The 23148-nt window shown below is 40.8% G+C and carries 16 protein-coding genes; 13 read left to right on the top strand and 3 right to left on the bottom strand.

What is annotated here, in order from left to right; all coding sequences use genetic code 11:
* The first annotated feature begins 148 nt into the window (after positions 1 to 148).
* Together EHW67_RS04055 and EHW67_RS04050 are read left to right on the top strand one after the other, a co-directional pair.
* Positions 149 to 1198 (top strand): formylglycine-generating enzyme family protein, encoded by a 1050-nt coding sequence (locus tag EHW67_RS04055; RefSeq protein WP_238389842.1) that lies wholly within the window; start codon positions 149 to 151, stop codon positions 1196 to 1198.
* Positions 1199 to 1238: 40 nt separating this feature from the next.
* Positions 1239 to 1790, top strand: coding sequence for a YceI family protein (locus EHW67_RS04050; RefSeq protein ID WP_126161080.1), 552 nt, complete (start codon positions 1239 to 1241; stop codon positions 1788 to 1790).
* Between the two features lie 119 nt (positions 1791 to 1909).
* On the opposite strand, the gene EHW67_RS04045 is transcribed toward EHW67_RS04050, so the two are convergent.
* Complete coding sequence (locus EHW67_RS04045) at positions 1910 to 2785, bottom strand: helix-turn-helix domain-containing protein (protein WP_126161079.1); 876 nt, start codon at positions 2783 to 2785, stop codon at positions 1910 to 1912.
* 216 nt (positions 2786 to 3001) lie between these two features.
* Between EHW67_RS04045 and EHW67_RS04040 the strand changes: the two genes are divergently transcribed.
* The 10 genes from EHW67_RS04040 (at position 3002) to EHW67_RS03995 (ending at position 18741) form a co-directional block, all read left to right on the top strand.
* Positions 3002 to 6223 (top strand): DUF1553 domain-containing protein, encoded by a 3222-nt coding sequence (locus EHW67_RS04040; RefSeq protein WP_126161078.1) that lies wholly within the window; start codon positions 3002 to 3004, stop codon positions 6221 to 6223.
* A gap of 37 nt (positions 6224 to 6260) precedes the next feature.
* Positions 6261 to 7772 carry a DUF1501 domain-containing protein gene (locus EHW67_RS04035; RefSeq protein WP_126161077.1) on the top strand — a complete coding sequence of 504 codons (1512 nt, stop codon included), beginning with the start codon at positions 6261 to 6263 and terminating at the stop codon, positions 7770 to 7772.
* Between the two features lie 30 nt (positions 7773 to 7802).
* On the top strand, positions 7803 to 8912 hold the full coding sequence (locus EHW67_RS04030) for an NHL repeat-containing protein (protein ID WP_126161076.1): 1110 nt from the start codon (positions 7803 to 7805) through the stop codon (positions 8910 to 8912).
* 38 nt (positions 8913 to 8950) lie between these two features.
* Positions 8951 to 10345: a c-type cytochrome domain-containing protein gene (locus tag EHW67_RS04025; protein WP_126161075.1), complete on the top strand. Its 1395-nt coding sequence runs from the start codon at positions 8951 to 8953 to the stop codon at positions 10343 to 10345.
* Positions 10346 to 10567: 222 nt separating this feature from the next.
* Positions 10568 to 12910 (top strand): PSD1 and planctomycete cytochrome C domain-containing protein, encoded by a 2343-nt coding sequence (locus EHW67_RS04020; RefSeq protein ID WP_126161074.1) that lies wholly within the window; start codon positions 10568 to 10570, stop codon positions 12908 to 12910.
* Between the two features lie 5 nt (positions 12911 to 12915).
* A complete protein-coding gene (locus EHW67_RS04015; RefSeq protein WP_126161073.1) occupies positions 12916 to 14376 on the top strand; it encodes a DUF1501 domain-containing protein in 1461 nt (486 codons plus the stop codon).
* Positions 14377 to 14379: 3 nt separating this feature from the next.
* Positions 14380 to 15816 (top strand): c-type cytochrome domain-containing protein, encoded by a 1437-nt coding sequence (locus tag EHW67_RS04010; RefSeq protein WP_126161072.1) that lies wholly within the window; start codon positions 14380 to 14382, stop codon positions 15814 to 15816.
* Positions 15817 to 15940: 124 nt separating this feature from the next.
* Positions 15941 to 16849 (top strand): FAD:protein FMN transferase, encoded by a 909-nt coding sequence (locus EHW67_RS04005; RefSeq protein ID WP_158285073.1) that lies wholly within the window; start codon positions 15941 to 15943, stop codon positions 16847 to 16849.
* A 212-nt stretch (positions 16850 to 17061) separates the two neighbouring features.
* Complete coding sequence (locus tag EHW67_RS04000; protein ID WP_238389841.1) at positions 17062 to 17379, top strand: endonuclease domain-containing protein; 318 nt, start codon at positions 17062 to 17064, stop codon at positions 17377 to 17379.
* Positions 17380 to 17556: 177 nt separating this feature from the next.
* Positions 17557 to 18741 carry a M20 metallopeptidase family protein gene (locus EHW67_RS03995; RefSeq protein ID WP_126161070.1) on the top strand — a complete coding sequence of 395 codons (1185 nt, stop codon included), beginning with the start codon at positions 17557 to 17559 and terminating at the stop codon, positions 18739 to 18741.
* 107 nt (positions 18742 to 18848) lie between these two features.
* Here EHW67_RS03995 and EHW67_RS03990 read toward each other — a convergent pair whose 3' ends face one another.
* Both EHW67_RS03990 and EHW67_RS03985 read right to left on the bottom strand, forming a co-directional pair.
* Positions 18849 to 20198, bottom strand: coding sequence for a sensor histidine kinase (locus tag EHW67_RS03990; RefSeq protein WP_126161069.1), 1350 nt, complete (start codon positions 20196 to 20198; stop codon positions 18849 to 18851).
* A complete protein-coding gene (locus EHW67_RS03985) occupies positions 20188 to 21561 on the bottom strand; it encodes a sigma-54-dependent transcriptional regulator (protein ID WP_126161068.1) in 1374 nt (457 codons plus the stop codon). Before EHW67_RS03985 ends, EHW67_RS03990 begins: the two co-directional genes overlap by 11 nt.
* Positions 21562 to 21800: 239 nt before the next feature.
* On the opposite strand from EHW67_RS03985, the gene EHW67_RS03980 reads away from it, so the two are divergent.
* Positions 21801 to 23147, top strand: coding sequence for a TolC family protein (locus EHW67_RS03980; RefSeq protein WP_126161067.1), 1347 nt, complete (start codon positions 21801 to 21803; stop codon positions 23145 to 23147).
* Position 23148: the final 1 nt, after the last annotated feature.

Here is a 23148-nt window from a genome sequence, read left to right as displayed (position 1 = left end):
GTTGTTTTTTGAGTAGTCAATATTACGAAATTATATGGCTGTTATTAGGGATTAAACCTTACAAATGTTAAGTTATTTGGTATAAAATGAACTTTGGGTTGCAAAGTTTAAATAATTAATAATATTTTTATGCGATCAACTAAAACTAATGTTTAAAATGCATAACGTTACCAATAGATTTTCAAATCTATCTTTTTTTAACCTTTTCCTTTTTGTTTTTTTAATTGCTTTTCTTGAATCCTGTAAAACGGTACAACCAGTAGCTGCTGTTCCCGAAAAAACGGAGGCAGCAACAGACTCAGTCAAAGAATTTACAGAGAACATCCCCGCTACCGATATCACTTTTGATATGGTGTTGATTCCCGAAGGCAGTTTTATGATGGGCAGTCCGGAATCCCAAGCCAATAGGAAAGCACATGAAGGGCCTGTTAAAAACGTAGAGCTAGATGCTTTTTATATGGGGAAATACGAACTGGGATGGGAGGCTTTTGAGTTGTTTTTTAAGCAAAATAAGAATATGTTCCAGAACTTGGAATCAGATAAACTAAGTGCAATAGATGCCATTACAAGGCCTAGTCCACCATATGAGGACCCTTCCTATGGTATGGGGAAAGTAGGGTACCCCGCCATTAGTATGTCTGCTTACTCTGCACTGGTTTTCTGCAAATGGTTGAGTACAGTTACGGGAAGATTCTATAGACTGCCAACGGAGGCAGAATGGGAGTATGCGGCCAAGGCTGGAACCAATACGGCTTATTCTTTTGGGGATGATGTTTCTAAGATAGATGACTATGCGGTGTATTATAAGAATTCCAATAATCAATATGCCAAGGTGGGTACCAAACTTCCCAATCCGTGGGGACTTTACGATATGCACGGAAATGTTGCGGAATGGACATTGGATGAATACAAGGAAAATGCCTATGCCATGACAGAATCCAAAAACCCTTGGGTACAGCCCACGGTAATTCATCCACGTGTTATCAGAGGGGGGTCTTGGGATGATGATGCTGACGTTTTAAGATCTTCTGCCAGGGTGGCGTCAAGTTTAAAACTTCAAAAGAGGGATCCGCAAATTCCAAAAAGCTTTTGGTGGAACACAGATTCTAATTTTATTGGGTTTAGATTGGTAAGCCCCAAAGAGCAGCCAACCGAAGAAGAACAGAAATTGTTCTGGCAAACTGTTTTGGACGAATAGATATAGATTTTCATCAATACAACAATAGTAAACCAATTGTATGCAAAATAGACTTTTTATATTAGTAGTGTTATTTATGGTTTTTGTGGGTCATGCGCAAGAATCTTTTTCCTTGACCAGTGAAAGCACCCTTAAGATAAATGGCAGCTCAACTATCCATGATTGGACGGTAGAGGCCAATTCCATAAAGGGAAGTATGGAAGTTACAGGAGAAGTAATTAAAGAACTATTGTTTCAGGTTGATGTGGCAAATATTAATAGTGAACGCGGTGCGGCCATGGATAAAAAAATGCACGCAGCCTTAAAGAAGGAAGAGCATCCGGAGGTATCTTTTAAGCTACAGGAGGTAAAGGAAGTTCCAGAAGCGGTTAACACCCTTAATCTTAAAGGACTGCTTACCATAGCCGGTGTGGGCAAGGTGGTTGAGATAACATCCCAATTGCAAAAAGAAGAAGGTAGTTACTCATTTAAAGGTACTAAGGGAATTGTATTACAGGATTTTAATATGGTGCCACCAACGGCCATGTTTGGCCAAATTATTGTTGGTGATGATGTTACGGTAAACTTTGATTTGGTTTTTGCCAAGAAATAGAATTGTATGGGGTATTTTATAGCTTTCGCTTAAACCCCTATATTAACACTTATAACCTTATGAAGGAACCATGTTTCCCGGCATAAGGTTATGCTGTTTATAATAGCTACTCTCTTGAATCAGCTATTTCCTTTAAGTTGTTCCTCCCTAAATTTTCCGGGTGTCTTGCCCGTATGATTCTTAAATGTTCTTGTAAAGTAGGAAAGGTTCTCCAGTCCTACCTTTTCGGCAATTTGCTTTAGGGAATTGTTTGTGGAAAGCAATAGTAATTGTGCTCTTTCAATACGTTTGGATTGTATGTATTTATTGGGGCGCATCCCAAAATTTTCATTGAATACCCTAGAGAAGTGGTCGGTATTTAAATGACAAAAGGCGGCCAATTGCTTTACCGTTAAATGTTTGTGTAGGTTAGAGTGGATATAATTAAGAACCATCCCAAATTCTTTTTTTATATTGCTCTTGCCTCTTTGTGCATTGGTACCTGCTACGAACCTAGAGAGTAATATTCTTAATATCGCATGGGTTTCCAAATATTCAGAAAGGCTTAAATCTTCATTTCTCTTTTCAAAATCCATTATGGATGGCCTATTGTCATAAACTTTGGGGTTGTCGTTCTCCAACTGCCTATTGGGGTTTAATTCCAATAGGCGTTTAAAGTAATAAAGGTCCATGGAGTTCGCTTTTGCCTCATAGCTAAAGCTGCCGTAATTAAAAATGGAGTAACCATTTTTTAATTCTTCCAAACAACTTATGTAGTACTGTTCATGGTAGTCATCACATTTGTATCTGCCAAAAGTATAGCTGGGGATAAGGTATATGTGGCCGGGTTTTAGTTTAATGGTTTCATTGCTGTGGTATATCATGGCCTTTCCAGCAGTTATATAGTACATTCGGAAGAACGGACTGATTACATCATCATAGTCCCATAAAGGGCCTAATTTGGCGTACCCAACATTTAGAAGGGCCAATTTTAAGGATTGCAGTGTTTTAGACATGGTCTTAAGATATTTGTCGGATTTAGAACAGAGTGTGTATTTAAGGCCATCTTGCCTAATATAGGGATAAAATGACTGTATTTTTAAGGTGTAAAGGAATAATTTTTATTGGTCAATTAAAAATGTCGGAAATGTGTTATACTTAAGCTGATTTGGATATACTTTTATGGATACTTAAATTTTAACTTTGATAATTTGCTAAATGATTGTTTTGCTATGACAATTTTTAAGAATTTGTTGCTTTGTATTGGTTTTTTATCCATTATTTCCTGTGGTGGGCCAGAGCTCCCTGAGCTGGTAACCCTAGAATATGAAAAATTGCCTAAGGAAATAGATTTTAACCTGCACGTAAAACCTATTTTGTCCGATAAATGTTTTATTTGTCATGGGCCGGACAATGCAAAGATAAAGGGCGGCTTGCAATTACACAGTCCTGGGTTGGCCTTTAAGGAGTCTACGGAATCACCAGGAACCTTTGCTATTGTACCGGGCAACCTTAATAAAAGCGAGGTATTTCACAGAATTATTACCGAAGATCCAAAATACATTATGCCGGAACCGGACTCCCATCTGTCCCTATCCGATTATGAAAAGGCGGTTTTGATAAAATGGATAGAAGATGGCGCGGAATACAAAGACCATTGGGCTTTTATTAAACCAATGGCCTATGAGGTGCCTAAGGTGAAGGATGATAGCATGCTGATTAATCCAATAGATAATTTTGTCCTCTCCCGTTTAGAGCAGGATAGTTTGCAGTTTTCACCCAGGGCGAACAAGGAATTGTTGTTGAGGCGACTGTACTTGGATTTAACTGGATTGCCACCTTCCTTGGAAGAAATGGATGCCTTTTTGCAGGATAGCTCCCCCAATGCTTATGAAAAGCAAGTTGATAAATTGTTGGCTTCTCCCCACTATGGGGAACAAATGGCTTTGGATTGGATGGACCTTTCTCGCTTCGCCGATACACACGGATATAGTGTAGACCGGTATCGTGACATGTCGCCCTGGAGAGATTGGGTGATTGAGGCGTTTAACAATAATATGTCCTATGAGCAATTTGTTAGCTGGCAATTGGCAGGAGACCTTATGGATAATCCTTCCAGGGAAATGATTTTGGCCACGGCCTTTAATCGGATCCATCCACAAAATATGGAAGGAGGTATTGTGAACGAAGAGTTTTTGGTAGAATACGCTGTGGACCGCGCTAGTACAGTTGGGCAGGCCTTTATGGGGCTTACGGTGGCATGTGCCAGATGTCACGATCATAAATATGACCCCATTTCGCATAAGAATTTCTACGAATTGACCAGTTTTTTCAACAATGTAAACGAGTCCGGACAGATTTCCTGGAACGATGCCACGCCCGTACCTACCTTGATGTTGACCACTGAAGAGGAAGATCAGGTTCTAGCTTATATGGAGGAATTGATTAAAGGGAAGGAAGCGGAAATCAAAGCTTTGGAGCACAATGAAGTGGCTGCAAATTTTGATCAATGGATTTCGAAAAAGGCCTACCAATCCATACCAAAGAATAGTCCTGTTGATGGGTTAACTGCCTATTACAACTTAAACGACACAAGTCTAAGGAATTTGGTAGACGCCCGTAATAATGGCACCATGAAGCGGGAGGGGACCGAAGGTCAGAAAATAAGCCTTTCCGTAGGGAAGCAGGGAAAAGGGGTTTTGCTAGATGGGGATACTTGGTTAGACCTGAGGAAAACAGGAGTATTTGGGAGAAGTGATGCTTTTAGTGTAAGCCTTTGGGCCAATATTCCTGCCGATATTTCCCAGGGTAATATTTTTCACAAGGGTGACGGGGCCATTCTCTATAATTGGCGGGGATATCATTTAAAGATTGTAGACAACAAATTGGAACTCATGATGGCGCATACGGCCCCCAATAATGCTATTGTGGAGGTTTCAAAAACCGAATTTCCTCGTGACCAATGGGTACACTTGACCATTACCTATGATGGTTCCAGTACCGCGGAAGGTTATAAGCTGTTTGTAAATGGTAAGGAGATGGAGACCCTGGTGCAAACAGACAACCTTTATAAAGATATTCTGTTTAGGAACAACAATGAACCCGGATTACAATTGGGGGCCAGATTGCGTGGCAAGGGAATTAAGGGGGCCGTAATAGACGAGATCAGGGTTTATGAAAGGGATTTGTCTTCATTGGAGATTATGCAGCTTGCCGGGCATGAGGATGCTGTACGGTTAACGAATAAGTTAGTCACAGAACTTTCGCCTGCTGATAGGAAAGTGTTGAAAGAGTATTATACGAAGGCCGTGTCCAAAAAGGCCAAGGCAGATCGCCGCCAATTGGCAGAATTGCGCAAGAGTTATGTAGACAGCATTGAAAAAGTAAAGGAAGTGATGGTTATGGAGGAGACGGCCCAATCGGTACAGGCCTATATTTTGGATCGTGGGGTGTACAACGCCAGAACAGAGGAGGTGTTTCCCAATACCCCGGAAGCCATTTTGCCAATGCCCGGTGACTATCCTAAAAACCGTTTGGGGTTTGCCAAGTGGTTGTTTCATGAAGACCATCCCTTAACCGCTAGAGTGGCGGTAAACCGATTTTGGCAGCATTATTTTGGATACGGCCTGGTAAAGACCTCGGAAGATTTTGGGAATCAAGGCGAAATGCCCAGTCATCCAAAACTGCTGGATTGGCTATCCATAAAATTTAGGGAATCTGGATGGGATATTAAAGCATTACAGAAAATGATTGTAATGTCCCATACCTATCAACAATCGTCGGCTGCAAGTGAGGAACTCATGGAGCGTGATATAGCCAATAGATTACTGGCAAGAGGTCCGGCAAAAAGGTTAACAGGAGAAATGTTACGGGATAATGCCTTGGCCGCTTCCGGTTTGCTAAATAAGACTATTGGAGGGGAAAGTGTAAGCCCATATCAGCCAGAGGGACTATGGAGGGTAAATAATGCGACCTACCGGGAAGATTCAGGGGACAAGCTGTATCGCCGAAGTATGTACACTATTTGGAAACGCTCCGTACCACACCCTACCTTGGCCACGTTTGATGCCCCTGCACGTGACGTATGTACCATCCAAAGACAGGAAACAAATACCCCGCTCCAGGCCTTGGTGCTGCTAAATGACCCTACCTATATTGAGGCTTCCAGGGTTCTGGGCAAGAGAATGAGCAGGGAGAAAAATTCAAGAATTGCTGTTTCCCAGGTCTTTAGGCAACTTACGGGAAGGAAAATTCAAGAGAAGGAGCTGCAATTGTTGGTAGATCTTAGGGATGAAGAATATAAAAAATTCTCTGCCAACCTAAGTAAAGCACAAGGTTGGTTAAATACCGGAGAGTTTAAATTGGATAGAAACGATGATAAGGCTTTGGTGGCAGCCAATGCAGTAGTGGCGAATACTATCATGAATTCTGATTTTTTTATAACAAAAAGGTAGTATACAAATAAAGGATAGTTAAAACAATTAGTTGGTTATGTGTGATCATCATGATAAGTTAAGGTCTAATAACAAGGACCTACAAGCTGTTGAAAAGCAACTGGATAGGCGAGAATTCTTTAAAAAAACAACAATGGGAATCGGAGCCCTTGCCTTGGGTTCTTTGTTGAATACAGAAAAGTTATGGAGTGCCGTAAACCCTCTGTCGCACCCAGAACAAGCCATCACGGCCTTCACCAAAAACAAATTGGGACTGCCCCATCATTTACCTAAGGCCAAACGCATCGTATATCTTTTTCAGAGCGGAGGCCCCTCCCAAATAGATCTCTTTGATTACAAACCCAAACTAACCGATATGTATGGCCAAGACTTGCCCGATTCGGTTAGGGCAGGACAACGGTTAACCGGGATGAGTGCCGATCAAACGGCCTTCCCTATTGCGGCATCCATTTTAAACTTTAAACAATATGGCGAATCCAGAGCCTGGGTGAGTGATGCCATGCCCTATTTGTCAGAGGTGGTAGATGACCTGTGTTTTATAAAAAGCATGCACACCGATGCTATTAACCATGATCCGGCAATAACCTTTTTTCAGACGGGGAGTCAACAGCCAGGGAGGCCATCAATAGGGTCATGGCTTAGTTACGGTCTGGGGTCGGACAATGATAATTTGCCCACCTTTATAGCCCTAGTGTCCAAGAATGGATCAGGGCAGCCATTGTATTCCAGGTTATGGGGCAATGGGTTTCTGCCAACCGAACACCAAGGGGTGCAATTTCGCTCAGGGAAAGATCCGGTATTATATCTAAGCGACCCGGAGAACTATGACGGCCATGATAGAAGAAAAATGTTGGATTATCTGAACAAACTGAACGGAATTGCCCATGATGCGTATGGTGATCCCGAGATCAATGCCAGGATATCACAATATGAAATGGCCTATAGAATGCAAACTTCGGTACCGGAAGTTACAGATATATCAGATGAACCGGATTATATATTTGATATGTACGGTCCAGACAGTAGGAACCCCGGAACGTATGCGGCCAACTGCCTAATGGCAAGAAAGTTACTGGAGAAAGATGTGAAATTTGTTCAGCTATATCACCAAGGGTGGGATCAGCATGGCAATTGCCCAGGAGGGGTAAGGCATCAGAGCAAGAATACGGACCAGGGAACGGCTGCCCTGATCAAAGATTTAAAACAACGGGGCATGCTAGAGGATACGCTAGTTGTGTGGGGAGGTGAATTTGGTCGTACCGTTTACTCCCAAGGACAGCTTACGGATACCAATTATGGTCGGGACCATCACCCCAAAGCTTTTACCATGTTTATGGCAGGAGCCGGGGTCAAACCTGGATTTACCTACGGCGAGACCGATGACTTTAGTTATAATATTGTAAAAGATCCCGTGCACACACATGATTTTCAAGCTACCTTGCTTCATCTTTTTGGTATAGATCATGAGCGGTTAACCTATAAACATCAAGGGCGGCGCTTTAGGCTTACAGATGTGCATGGCGATGTGGTTAAGGATATACTGACCTAAAAAATATTATTATAGTATTAAACCAACATGATGAACAATTCTAGAAGGAAATTTATAAGCACCACTACTTTGGTGGGGTCTGCATTGGCAGCGACCCCGTCGTTTGGATTCCATATTCTTGGAAAAGAAGGCCAAAAAGAAAATATTGTGGGGCATGGGGAGTACAGATATAAAGTACATAGAGATTGGGCAAAAATATCCACGGCCCATAACCCTATTCTAAACTGTCATGAAATGCAAATGGACAGTAAGGGTAGATTATTGATGATCGGTGATCATACCGCCAATAATATTTTGGTCTTCGACAAATCTGGAAAACTATTGGATCATTGGGGTACTGGGTATCCGGGAGGACATGGTCTAACCTTACATAACGAAGGAGGTGAAGACGTCCTATATATCGCAGATTGTGGGTATTATGTAGATAAAACGGGAAAGTACCACAAACAGGCTGGTCAGGTTTTTAAGACAACTATTGACGGCCGACTCATTTTTCCGCTGCCACATCCATTAACTATTGGGGTATATGCGGAAGGGGAGGCTTATATGCCCACTGAAACTGCTGTTGGGCCCAATGGGGATATCTATGTGGCCGATGGTTATGGTTCGGACTATATTCTTCAATTCAACCACAAAGGCGAATTTATTAGGAAATGGGGAGGTAAAAACAATGCCGATGAAAATTATAATTTGATGAATGCCCATGGAGTGGCGGTAGATTATAGAGATAGTAAAAACCCGGTATTGATCGTAACTTCTAGAACGGAAAATGCTTTCAAATTTTTCACTCTTGACGGAATATATATTAAGACCTTGAATTTGCCGGGGGCTTTTGTCTGTCGTGCTGTTTTGGATGGTGATAATATTTATTCGGGAGTATGTTGGTCGGAAACCAGAGATGGTAAAAAATGGGTGCGGGATACTGGTTTTGTAACCATTTTGGATGGAAAAAATAAGGTGGTTTCCAATCCGGGGGGAGAGGAACCTAATTATATCAACGGGGAACTTCAGACCATGCGCAATGCCCAAACCCCTATTTTTAACCATGGTCATGACGTTTTTGTGGATCCAGACAAGAATTTATATGTCTGTCAATGGAATGCTTATAACACGGCACCTATAAAATTGGAAAGGGTTTAGGGTTCTATTTAAAGATTAATGGAAATTAAAAAATAAGGATGGAAAGTAGTGTGCCAGATTTTGTTTTGTTCATAGGTAGATTTCACCCACTTGTGGTGCATTTGCCTATTGGTTTTTTATTCTTTGCCTTTATTTTGGAACTATACAGCCATTGGAAAAAACATTCCGCGCATTCCATGGCCATTGAATTTGCCTTGTTGGCGGGGGCCATAAGCGCCGCAGTTGCATCGGTTCTGGGTTATATGCTTTCCTTGAGCGGAGACTATGACGTGAGTACCTTGGATACCCATTTTTGGTTTGGAACAGTAACAACAATAGTGACGTTTTTTGCGTGGGCCATACGCTCGGGTAAGATCGATATTGGAAAATTCAACGTTTTAAAATCTAAAATAGCAGCACTGACCTTGGTAGTGGTATTGGTAAGTGTAACTGGACACTATGGAGGCAATTTAACCCATGGTAGTGATTACTTGGTGAAATATGCCCCTTTTGGAAGAACGGAAAAGGTAGTATTACCGTCTATAGAACACTTGGGAGAAGCTACCGTATATGACTATTTGGTAAATCCAATTCTGGATGACAAATGTATTGGATGTCATAATTCCAGTAAGAAAAAGGGAGGACTGTCCTTACAGGATTCAACTGCTATTATGCGCGGAGGTAAAAATGGGGATGCCCTAATTGCTGGAAATGCACAAAAATCGGAATTGATTCGGCGCACTATGTTAGATCCGCACCATGATGATTTTATGCCTCCAGAAGGGAAGACTCCCTTGACAGAGGAAGAAAAGTCCATTTTGTCATTCTGGATAGAAAAGGGGAATGCCGATTTTAAGGTTGCCATGGCCGATTTGGAAGCCCCGGAAGAGATTATAAGCATTGCATCCCTAATGCTGGGGCTGGAGGATAAAACCGGTAAAAGTGGCATTGCCATGCCCATTGTTGATGAGGTTGGCACAGAGGTATTAAAAGATATTGTAGCTGCTGGCTTTAAAGTAAGGGAATTGGTGTATGGTGCCAATGTATATGAAATTGTTCTCCCATCAAAATCCGTAAGTAGTGAAAAGGGTGATGGACTGGATGTAAAACTGCAGAAGTTACTTCCTATAAAAAACAATATTTTATGGCTGTCCCTAAAGGACAATTTTGTTCAGGACAGGCATATGGAAACCATTGGCCAGTTCAAGAATCTTCAGAAATTGGAGGTAGAAAAAAATCCAATTACAGATGCAGGTGTGGGGTATATTGCTTCAAACGAAAGTTTAACCGGACTCAATTTATATCAAACACAAATTACGGCCTCAAGTTTTGACATTTTTGCTAAAATGAAGGCATTGGAAAGGGTTTATGTATGGGGGACGACTATCACCGAAGATCAAGTGGCAAATTTTCAGGCCTATGGAGAAGGACCTACCATTATATTGGGAATGTAAGCTGCAACGGCACTGTAATAAACTTCTTGTTTTAGGTTTTTGTGTAATTGTAGTCCACTTTGGTTAATTGGGAAAATTTTAGATGGTTTTTTAAAAATATGTTGTTAATTTAGGAAAAATAATATAATATAGGTAAAAGTAGATGTAGGCTGCCTTTTGGATATTGGTCATCTGTGTTAAGGCTTATACGCTGTATTTTACCGCAATAATTACAGTTCCCTGATGAAAATAAAAGCTATAGTTCTTTTAATATTGACTGGCTTGATCGCCCTGCTGTTTGCCTTTAAATCGGGACTTTTTAAAGCAGTGGACGATGAATATGTTAGCCAGAAGCTACCGGATGTTGTGGATTATAATTTTCATATAAAACCCATACTATCCGATAATTGCTATACCTGTCATGGACCTGATGCCAACAAAAGAAAGGCAGGTTTGCGATTGGATGATGAGCAGGCGGCATTTTCAGAGTTGCCGGAGAACCCTGGGAAATTTGCCATCGTGGCTGGAAAGCCTAACCGTAGTCTGTTGTATCAACAAGTAGTTTCTGATGACCCCAAACAAATTATGCCCCCTCCAGATTCACAACTAAAATTAAATTCATACGAAAAAAAATTGCTTAAAAAATGGATAGAGCAAGGGGCTAAATTTGAAAAGCACTGGGCTTTTATACCCCCCAAAAAGGCCGATCTTCCACAAAATGAAGCAACCAATTGGGGGGAGAATGAAATTGATGCCTTTATTTTGGAAAAACTGGAAGAGAATGGCCTATCTCCTTCCTCAAAGGCGGATGACCATACGTTGATTAGAAGAATGAGTTTGGATTTAACAGGCCTACCACCCAATGCAGCGCAGGTAAGGCTGTTTCTTTCCAATTCCTCCGAGGATATCCTGGAGCAGGCGATAGATGAATTTCTGGCTTCGCCCGCCTATGGGGAACGGATGACACAGGTCTGGTTGGACGTGGCCAGGTATGCGGATTCACACGGGTATCAGGATGACAGTTATAGAAGTATGTGGCCTTGGCGCGACTGGGTTATCCATGCCTTTAATAATAATCTGCCCTATGATGAGTTTTTGACCTTGCAATTGGCAGGTGATCTCATGCCCAATGCGGGTATGGAGCAGATCTTGGCTACGGGATTCAACAGAAACCATCCTATAACCCAGGAAGGTGGGGTTATACAGGAGGAGTACCACTCCTACTACGTCTCGGACCGTACCAACACCTTGGGAAAAGGCATTTTAGGGTTGACATTGGAATGCGCCAAATGTCACGATCACAAATATGATCAATTGTCCCAGAGGGATTATTTTGAGATATATTCCTTTTTTAACAATGTAAATGAAAAAGGATTGCGGATGGATGCCGTACAAGCCGCGCGGCAGAAATATTTTGCGGATGCTCCCTATATTGAAATATCCGATGAGGAAACTGCTGGGGTATTGTCATTTATAAATAAGCCTGAAGGAGAGGAGGTCAAGGTAATGGTAATGAACGATTCTATGCCAAGAAAGACCTATATATTTAATCGTGGTGCCTATGATAGCCCGGGAGAGGAAGTAGCCCCCGGCACCCCGGATATTATCCTGCCTTTTTCCGAGAACCTGCCCAAAAATAGGTTGGGATTGGCCAAATGGGTGACTGATGAGGACAATCCGCTTACCTCTAGGGTTTTTGTAAATAGGATTTGGGGCATGTTGTTCGGTAAAGGGCTGGTAGAGACTGCTGAGGATTTTGGGGTACAGGGAAGCTTGCCGACCCATCCGCAATTGCTGGACTGGCTTGCAAGGGATTTTGTTGAGCATAATTGGGATATAAAATATCTATTAAAAAAAATAATGCTATCGGCAACCTATCAGCAAAGTTCCGTGGCAACAGAAGAAGTGAAAAAAGCAGACCCCGAGAATAGATGGCTGTCCAGGGCTCCTAGATTTAGAATGAGTGGGGAGATTATTCGCGATTATATTTTGGCCACCAGTGGTTTGTTGAACAAAGAAATAGGAGGGCCCAGTGTAAAACCTTACCAGCCTCCAGGGCTATGGGAGGAGACCAATGCAGGTGGCAATAGAGGGGTGCTGACCACCTATGTAGCCGATGAGGGCGATAAGTTGTACAGGCGTTCCCTGTACACCCTTTGGAAAAGGACATTGCCCCCGCCCAGTATGTCCATTTTTGATGCCCCTAATAGGGATATTTGTGAGGTTAGAAGACAGAAGACCAATACACCATTACAGGCATTGGCCCTTCAAAATGACGTTCAAATGTTGGAAGCGGCCAGGGTATTGGCCCAGAATGTGATTGCTGAAATACAGCCTCCCAATCAATGGGTTACCACCGTTTTTCAAAGGATACTGATCCGGAACCCCAAAGATGAGGAGCTTAAGGTCTTGGAGAACTATTATTCCGATGCCTTGGACAAGTTTTTAAAGGAAGAGGGTAATGCAGAAAAATTGATAGCCCAAGGAGAATACAAAAATATGGAAACAGATCCGGTTAAAACAGCTGCGCTGATGTTAACGGCACAGGTGATATATAATCTTGATGAAACAATAACAAAAGAATAACGATCATGGAAGAAGACAAATCAAAATCCGAAAATCCGCTTAAAGTAAACCGTAGGCACTTCTTCTCCCAGCTTAGTGTTGGGATCGGTTCCTTGGCTTTGGGGTCATTGTTGATTCCGGACCTCTTCAAAGGCGGTCCCAAACCTTTGGCGAGTCAGCCATTGGGTATCCCGCATTTTGCCCCTAAGGCTAAAAGGGTCATTTATTTGTTTCAATCAGGGGCTCCATCACAATTGGAATCTTTTGATTACAAACCAACCTTGGCCAAAAGGATGGGAGAAGACCTGCCAGACTCCGTCCGGAATGGCCAGCGTCTTACCGGAATGACCGCAGGGCAGGATAAATTTCCTTTGATGCCTTCGGCAGCCAAGTTTGCCCAACACGGAAAAAGCGGAGCCTGGGTAAGTGAATTTTTTCCACATATAGCGAAAATTGCAGACGACATCTGTATAGTAAAAAGTATGCATACCGAGGCCATTAACCACGATCCGGCCATTACCTTTTTTCAGACTGGTAGTCAACAATCAGGAAGGCCCAGTATGGGATCTTGGATGAGTTATGGACTAGGTAGTGAAAATCAAAATTTACCCTCTTTTGTAGTGCTTACCTCTAGGGGAAAAGGCAATAGCCAAGGCCTTTATTCCAAACTGTGGTCCAGTGGATTTTTGGACTCCAAGCACCAAGGGGTATTATTAAGGTCTGGGAAGGACCCAGTACTATATTTAAACGATCCTGACGGAATTTCACGTTCCGATAAACGTCATTTGTTGGACCATGTTTCTTCCCTTAATAAACTACACCATATAGAAACAGGTGATGATGAAATAGAATCCAGGATTGCACAATACGAGATGGCCTATAGGATGCAAATGTCAGTACCGGATGTAATGGACATAAAAAAGGAACCGGAATCCATTATAAAATTGTACGGCGAAGACTCACAGGTCCCGGGAACTTATGCCGCCAATTGTTTACAGGCCCGTAGGCTTGCAGAAAACGGTGTACGTTTTATTCAATTGTACCATCAAGGTTGGGACCAGCACGGAAATTTACCTAATGAGATGGCAGGCCAGGCAAAAGATGTGGATCAGGCCTCGGCAGCCCTGATCCTAGATCTTAAACAGCGGGGAATGTTAGAGGATACACTTGTAATCTGGGGCGGCGAATTTGGCAGGACCAACTATTGTCAAGGAAATTTTGACCCTAAAAATTATGGTAGGGACCATCATCCCAGGGCATTCAGTATATGGATGGCAGGTGGAGGAATAAAACCGGGAATTACTTTTGGGGAAACCGATGAATTTGGTTATAATATTGTAAAAAATCCAGTTCATATCAATGATTTTCATGCCACCATTATGAATAATCTGGGTCTTGATCATGAACAATTAACATACAAATACCAGGGACGTCGCTTTAGGCTTACTGATGTTGCCGGTAATGTAATAAAAGATATTATAACCTAGTATATGATTAAAAAGAACAGTTCCCCAAGGGTCGATTATGTTATTTTTGGCCTAACGGTATTTTTAATTTTTTGTCTTGTTTTCGAATCCTTTTTAGACTTGCCTAGTATGGTTGCTTGGTTGGGACGCTTGCACCCATTGGTCTTACATTTTCCTATAGTACTGTTGTTGATGGCAGCAGGTATTGGCCTGCTGAATCAAATTGTACCCAGATTATTATTGACCATTGCCACGCTGTCCGCTTTGATTACTGCTATTACCGGGTTTTTTTTGGGTACGGAATCGGCTCCTAAAGCGGATCTCCTTTTTTGGCATCAATGGATGGGGGCCGGGGTTGCATTGTTGGCAGTATTATGGTATTGGATAAGCACCAATCATTTGCAACAAACTTATTTGGTAAGGGGCATACAGTTGGTTGTTATTGTCTTAATAGGATTAACGGGGCATTATGGGGGAATGATTACCCATGGGGAAGATTTTTTGGCTTTGCCCAATAGTAATAAAACGGAAAAAATACCCGAAAATCCCTTGATATATGAGCATGTTGTACACAGGATAATGGACAAAAATTGTATTGCATGCCACAATCCTAATAAGAAAAAAGGGGAATTGGAGATGAACAGTTTGGGGGCACTCATAGAAGGCGGGGAAAGTGGGCCCTCTATTGTGGTTGGGGACCCAGAAAATAGTGAACTTATAAGGCGACTTCACCTGCCCATGGAGAATGAGGAGCATATGCCCCCGGAAGGGAAGAAGCCCTTGTCCCAAGATGAGATACGGATATTGGAGCGTTGGATAACCTTGGGGGCCTCTGATACCTTAAGACTGGAGCATTTGGACAATACGGATCCATTGGTGGGCCTAGTAAGAAAAATGATGGACCAAGGAGCGGAAAATAAATGGGCCAAACTTCCCAAGGTAGCTGATACTACCCTGCTAAATCTGGCCTCCGATTACGTTACCATTAGACGAATAAGCGGTAATTCCCAGGCCTTGAGTGTTTCCGTATTTTTACCCCCTAATTATAGTTCCAAAAATATTACCCGATTGCAAAGGATAGCCAATAACATTGTTGAGTTGGATATGAGTGGTATTCCAATAGGGGAAGAAGAATTGGCTGCGGTGGGCCAATGTCAAAATTTAGAATGGTTGGAGATTGACCGGACCCCTATAACGGATTTGGGAATTGATAAGTTGAAGACGCTTTCCAAATTACGGGTCATAAAGGCTTATGAAACGGCTATTACAGATGAAAGTGTAACTGTTTTAAAAGGCTTTAGTAGTCTAAAAAGTTTGTATATATGGGAAACCCAAATTACAGATAGCGGACTTTCTGAGCTTAAAGAGGCACTGCCCAATGTGCATATTGTACGTGGGATAGATCCGGAACTAAAAGATGCATTTATAAAGCAGGCCACTAGTCTGGATAGTTTACAGTAAATTCGTGAAAGGATTTACCAGAGCCAATATGATCAAAACCAGCCCTTTCCCTATTCTCTTATTTCTTTTTGCTTTTAATATGTGCTTAACGGCTCAAAAAAGGTTTCAATATTCACATCGGCAAATGGGGACTCAAATAGGTCTGGTGTTTTATGATGAAAATAAAGCAAAAGCAGATTCAGTGGCGCAATTGGTTTTCAATAGAATTGATGAGCTAAATAGCAGGCTAAGTAATTATATTCCCGATAGTGAAATCAACATTTTAAGTAATACTCCGTTTACGAATGTAGCCGTTAGCAATGATCTCTTTTATATATTGAAGCAGTCTGCCAACTTTTCAAAAGAGACCAAAGGGGCCTTTGATGTTACATTGGGACCCTTAATTGGACTATGGCGAACGGCAAGGGATAACAGAGAGCTTCCTGCCCTTAATGAAATACGCACTGCTATGGTAAAAACTGGCAGTGAAAACCTGCAATTGCCTTCAAAAAATGTGGTGAAACTAACTAAGAACGGTATGCAATTGGATGTAGGGGGTATTGGTAAGGGCTTTGCAGCCGATGAGGCCATTAAAATCTTAAAAAACAATGGGGTAATTGCGGCTTTGGTGGACATGGGCGGTGATATTACCGTTAGCGATGCACCACCGGATAAGGACTATTGGGTTTTGGGATTTAGTTATTATGATGAAAATGGCAAGGAGGTCTTCCAAAAAATAAAGTTGAAAAATAGGGCTGTGGCCACCTCAGGGGATTTATATCAATATGTTGTGATAGACAATATAAGGTACTCCCATATAATAGACCCACGAAACGGCAGGGCTTTAAGCAATAATATACAGGTGACCACCATTGCCCCTAATGGAACCATGGCAGATGCATATGCCTCTGCATTAAGTGTCTTGGGAGTAGAAGACGGAAAAAGAGTGGTAAGTAAGGCTGATGGGTTGGAGGTCTTTATGGTAGAGGATATTCCTGACGGCTACCGGCAGTGGAATAGTTCCGGATTTTTAAATTATGTGATTGAAGATTGACATAAAATAATAATTAAGAAAAGAATAGGGCCCTTCACCTAGCAAGGAAGATGTTCCACTTCACCTCAAGTGAAGTGGAACGAAAGGGGTGATTTTTGTAAGGTTAATTGGAGTTCAGAGTCTGATTCCTTCCGACTTTTGTCCCTGAAAAAGGTTCAAAACCCACCTTCCCTTATCAATGGAAGGAGCAATGTAGTTGGTTTTTAAATAACATGAAACAGAAGAGAATACGTAATAAACCAGAGACTAAAAGTATAAGAATACAGTTCCGCAACAGTCTGACTTCTGCCGAAGCGTTTCTTTGGAATGAATTGAAAGGCAAAAAATTGGATGGAAGAAAATTTAGGAGACAACACAGTATTGGAAACTATATTACGGATTTTTATTGTGCACAAGAGAACTTGATAATTGAATTGGACGGAGAGATGCACAATAATGCAATCTCAACTGAAAATGACGATAAAAGAACAACATTTCTGAATGACAAGGGATACACGGTGATCCGTTTTATGAATAAAATGGTTTTGTGAAAATCTGCCCAGCGTTTTACAAGAAATAAGGGATAATTTTAATGATAAAAAAGAATAAAAAGTTCCTTCCCCTAGCAGGGGAAGGTGGACCAATCCACGGCTGAGTGGATTGGGACGGAAGGGGTGATTTACAGGGCAGGCATTTAAGTTGTAATATTGTGAACATATAGAAGTAAAATGGAAATCAAGGAGAAAATAAAACAGCTGGCAAAAGCCTTTTCCACGGATTTTGTTCAAGTTAGAAGACATCTACACCAGCATCCAGAACTATCTTTTAACGAACACCAGACCAGTAAATATATACGGCAGCAGCTTAGGAAAATTGGCATAGAGCATATACAAACAGTGGCAGAAACTGGTTTGTTGGCTACTATTCATGGAACCGAAAAAGATAAAACCATCCTTTTAAGGGCAGATATGGACGCCCTTCCTATTCAAGAGGAAAATACGGTAGATTACATTTCCAAAAACAATGGGGTTATGCATGCCTGCGGACATGATGTACATATGACTTCTTTATTGTTGGCCGCTAAAATACTATATGAGCTTAAAAATGAGTTCTCGGGTACGGTAGAATTACTATTTCAACCAGGGGAGGAAGTCATGCCAGGAGGAGCTACTATGGTAATGAAGGAGGACTCTTATAAGGCCTTGGGCCCTATTCCCCATTTGGGTCAGCATGTAATGCCAAACCTTCCCGCAGGGAAAGTAGGTTTTAAACCTGGATTGTTTATGGCCAGTATGGATGAAATTCATATTACCGTAATCGGAAAGGGTGGGCACGCCGCAGTTCCGGAAGAATGTATAGATCCCATTCTAATTGCTTCCCATATTATCATTGCCGCACAACAGTTGGTTAGTAGAATGGCATCGCCTAAAACACCTAGTGTATTATCTTTTGGCCGTATTATTGGGGATGGTGCCAATAACGTTATTCCGGACAAGGTAACTATTGAAGGTACTTTTAGGACTTATGATGAAGTTTGGAGAACAGAAGCCATAGAAAAACTTACAAAATTGGTCAAATCCATCGCGGAAGGCATGGGAGCAGAATGCATAGTTGATATTCCAAGAGGATATCCACACCTAAAGAATGACGTGGCCCTCACCAATTCTGTGAAACAGGATGCTATATTATTTTTAGGAGAGGATAATGTAGTTGACCTGGATTTATGGATGGCAGCAGAGGATTTTGCCTACTATTCCCAAAATAACCCGGCCTGTTTTTACTTATTGGGCGTAGGGAATTTGGAAAAGGGAATTACTTCCGGATTACATACCCCAACCTTTGACATAGATGAATCTGCGTTGGAGACAGGAGGAGGATTAATGGCCTGGTTGGCTCTAGAGTTTTTGGCGTAGGTTCTTATGACATAATGTTTAACCGTTAAGAGCTAATATATTTGTCTTTGTAAGTATCAATAGTATACTGTGTAATTAAAAATATGGTATGTACGGATGGTGCCAACTTAAAATAGCAAGGTAAAGGTCGTATTCTCATTGGGCACCGAGTTCACCTTTAAACCACCTCCATGCATACGTAAAATCTGTTTGGAAAGACTAAGCCCCACACCTGTACCTGAATTTTTAGTAGTAAAAAAAGGAACAAATATCTCATTGATCAATTCAGGGGGTATCCCGGGGCCATTGTCTTTTACTTCAATATATTTTTGCCCTTCGGTATTAATTCCTGCTATCAATTTAATGTAACTATTCTTGCGATTGGAGAGTGATTGTAATGCATTTTTGCACAAATTGATCAGAACCTGGGTTATTTGTTTTTCATCAATAAATAGCTCTAAGTCTTGGATTTCCAAATCCAGTTCAATGGAAGTATTTGAAAACTCCTGATTTTGTCCAACGAGTAATTTAACCTTTTCCAAAATGTTAATTGCCCGAATAATTTTCTTGTCCGGAACCGGAACGTTTAAAAAGCTTCTATAAGATTGTACAAAACCCATTAAATTAGCACCTTGATCTTTTATTACCTCCAAACCTTTGATGGTTGTTTCCATCTTTTTTTTATATTCAAAGTCGCTTTTGGCCAATGTTCCTCCCTTTTCGTGATATTTTAAAATGGAATCGGAAATAGAAGTTATGGGTGTAATAGAATTCATAATCTCGTGTGTCAACACCCTGATAAGTCGGGTCCATGATTCCGTTTCTTTTTCGTCCAATTCTTGATGTATATCTTGTATAACTACCAATAACAATTCTTGTCCATCCAAATTAAAAGAAGAGGATTTAATTGCCAAGTCAATTTTTTCGCGTTCATTGGTCAATGGGAACACTCGGCGTTCAAACGGCCTTAATTTACTAAATAGATGATATAGGTCTTCATCAATTTGGGCTAATTGCTTTATGTGATTAAGAGGAGTATAATTCAACATAAGCTCCAGTCTGGGATTGGCAAATAGAATATGTCCTTTGTCATTGATCGCCAGAATGCCTATGTCCGCCTGTTTTAAAATTTCTTGATAAAACCTTTCTTGGGTCTGATTTTTCAAGTGTATCCTCTGAATCATTTCATTGAGCATATTGAGGCTGTGATTAAGCTCTTCTAGGGACTTGATACTCAATTTTTCAGGAAACCTAAGGGTGAAATCCTCGTTTTTAATGGCATCAAAGAAATAGGCTATTTTTCTATTGGTCTCATTTACATATCTAATTAAATAGTACGCTTGGAATACAAGGACAATTAGCATTAAAAACGAATAAACATAATTATTCCAAACCATTAGAAAAGCAAACAATAAGGCTGTAACGGCAATAAAGATTACCCTGCCTATGGTCTGGAAATAAAAATTCTTACTCAGCATTATTATCCTGCTTTTTAATTTTGTTATAAAGGGTTTGCCTGGATATTCCCAATTGTGCGGCAGCGGCACTGTAATTTCCATCATTATTGTGCAGAGCGTTTTGGATCATAATCTCTTCCATTTCCTCCAAGGTCTTTGGCCCTAGTTCTAAGGTCGTGGACGACTTAGTATTCAATATAAAATCAGTAGGTTTCAGAATATTTCCTTCACACAAGATCACTGCCCTTTCCATGGTATGTTGCAATTCCCGTACATTGCCCGGCCAAGAATATTGCTTTAATTTTTCCTCTGCAATATCGTTTATTCGAAGTCCGTGCTTGGCATATTTAGAGCTAAATTTCTTTAAATAGAAATCTGCCAGTATCAAAATATCATTCCCTCTGTCCCGTAAGGGAGGTACCTCTATATGTATGGTGTTAATTCGATATAATAGATCTTCCCTAAACAGCCCATCTGATACCATTTGTTCCAAATTACAATTGGTAGCGCAAACCAAGCGAATATCTACCGGAATGGACACATTGGAGCCCACTCGCACTATAACCTTATTCTGAATGGCCGAAAGCAATTTAGATTGCATTTGCAAGGAAAGGTTTCCTATTTCATCCAGAAACAGTGTGCCTCCATTGGCTGCTTCAAATTTACCAATTCTATCCTCCTTGGCATCGGTAAAAGATCCTCTTAGGTGGCCGAACAACTCGCTTTCAAACAAATTTTCTGAAATTGAGCCCATATCCACAGCAATAAAAACCTCATTTTGTCTAGGGGACATTTTGTGCAACTGACGGGCAATGAGTTCCTTTCCAGTGCCATTTTCACCCGTAATCAGAACATTTACATCGGTTTTGGCAACCTTATTGGTTAGGGTTAAAACGGTGCTCAAGGCCTTTGAATTACCAATAATATAATTCTTGTCCTGATTAATGACCTGTTTTAGTTTACTTTCCTTTTGTTTAAGTTGATTTATTTCCTTTTGAGAATTTCGAAGCATGTAGGCGGCCTTTACAGTAGCCAAAAACTTGTCGTTGTTCCAAGGTTTTAAAATGAAGTCCGATGCTCCTTCCTTTAAAGCCTGGACTGCCAATTCAACGGCGCCATAGGCAGTCATCATTATAACCACGGTCATTGGAGCTTTTTTTTTGATTTCTTTTAGCCAGAACAAACCCTCGTTACCCGAATTTACACCGGCCGAAAAATTCATATCCAGGAGCACCACATCAATTTTATCCAAATCAGGAAAGGACGATATCCTATTTGGATTGGAAATGGTGTTAATGTTGGAATACTCAAATTGCAATAGTATTTCCAAAGCGCTCAGGACACTTTTATTGTCGTCTACTACAAGGATCTTGGCATCTACCATAATTCTGTCATTATTGGAAATTTAAAACTACAAAACAGACTTTTTAAAACATGCAAAGTGTCAAAATATTGGACACTTATTGTACAAATATTTTACGTTTAAATACCTCAAATATAGTATGTAATTCTTATATAACTGAAAACCAATAAGATACAATAGTGGCACGAACTTAGACTACAACTAAGAGTCATAAGGGTTTTAGGTATCCTGTCATTGACTTTTTTAAATGTAAGTGTATTATGGGTTTTAAGAAAGGAAAATTATTTTTTCTATTGATGTTAATCAGCATGTATCTCCAAGCACAAGAGAACTGGACCTTGGATAATTGCATCTCTTATGCTTTGGAGCATAATCTTACACTGCGTGATTATCAATATCAAGAAAATTCTGGGAAGGAGATTTATAATCAGGCCATAAGGGATATGCTTCCAAGGGTAAACGGTTTCGCCGATTATAATATTAGATATGGTAGATCTACGGACCCATATACCAATGATATAGTAGATACCGATTTTTTCTCCAATGGTTATGCCCTTAATGCCTCTATTGATCTTTTTCAAGGATTCCAAAAGATCAATACGATCAAAGCAAGAAAGCTTGTGTTTAAGGCAACCCAAGAAACGGCACAACAACAGCGTTTTTTATTGGCACTTAGAGTCATGACTGCTTATCATGATATTCAGTATTACGAAGGTCTCTTGGCAATCTCCAAGGAGCAATTGTCCATCTCGGAAGCGAACTTTAAATTGGCCAAGAAACAAATTGAACTGGGGCTGAAAGCCGGCGCCGATCTATATGAGGCAGAATCCATATTATTTTCGGATCAATTGGGTGTTACTCAGAGCGAAAACCAATTACAGGCGGCCAAGCTTAGCCTGATACAGGAAATGAATTTGGTAAACACCAATACCATTCAATTAAATCCAGTAGCTACCAATACCATTATAGAAACTAAAAATGACACTGATAGTATCTACCAAAAGGCAAAGGATTTTGTCCCCCTGCTCAAAGCACAAAAATATAGAATTGAGGCAGCCCAAAAAGAAGTAGGCATTGCAAAGGGAAAGCTTTACCCCTCACTCTCTTTTACTACGGGCTACGGCACCGGATACTATGAAACTACCAGGGATACCCTAGGTGTTACTATTCCATTCAAAACTCAGATAAGGGATAACGCCTCCAGATTTGTTGGTTTTTCACTTAGTGTTCCAATTTTCAATGCCTGGTCTACCCGATCTAACATAAAACAACAAAAGATTGCTTTGAAAAGGGAGCAGAATAACTTGGAAATACAAGAGCAGGAAATATTTAAGGCCATACAACAATTGGTACAGGAAGAGAAGGCGCTACAGGTAGAACTCATTCAAAGTGAAAAACAAATTCTGGCGCAAGAACAGGCTTTTGGAGTGGCACAAAAGAAATATGAAAAAGGCTTGTTAACTATAATGGAACTAAACCTTGCCAAATCCATGTTCGCTACCTCACAAAACAAAAATTTACAGGTAAAACAACTACTTCAAATCAACCAGAATACGCTGTCATTTTACCAAGGCCTGCCTATTTTTAACATAAAAAGCATCAATTAAA

The organism is Arenibacter aquaticus, from assembly GCF_003957295.1.
Taxonomy (GTDB): Bacteria; Bacteroidota; Bacteroidia; order Flavobacteriales; family Flavobacteriaceae; genus Arenibacter; species Arenibacter aquaticus.
This window is presented reverse-complemented; position numbering and strand designations above follow the sequence as displayed.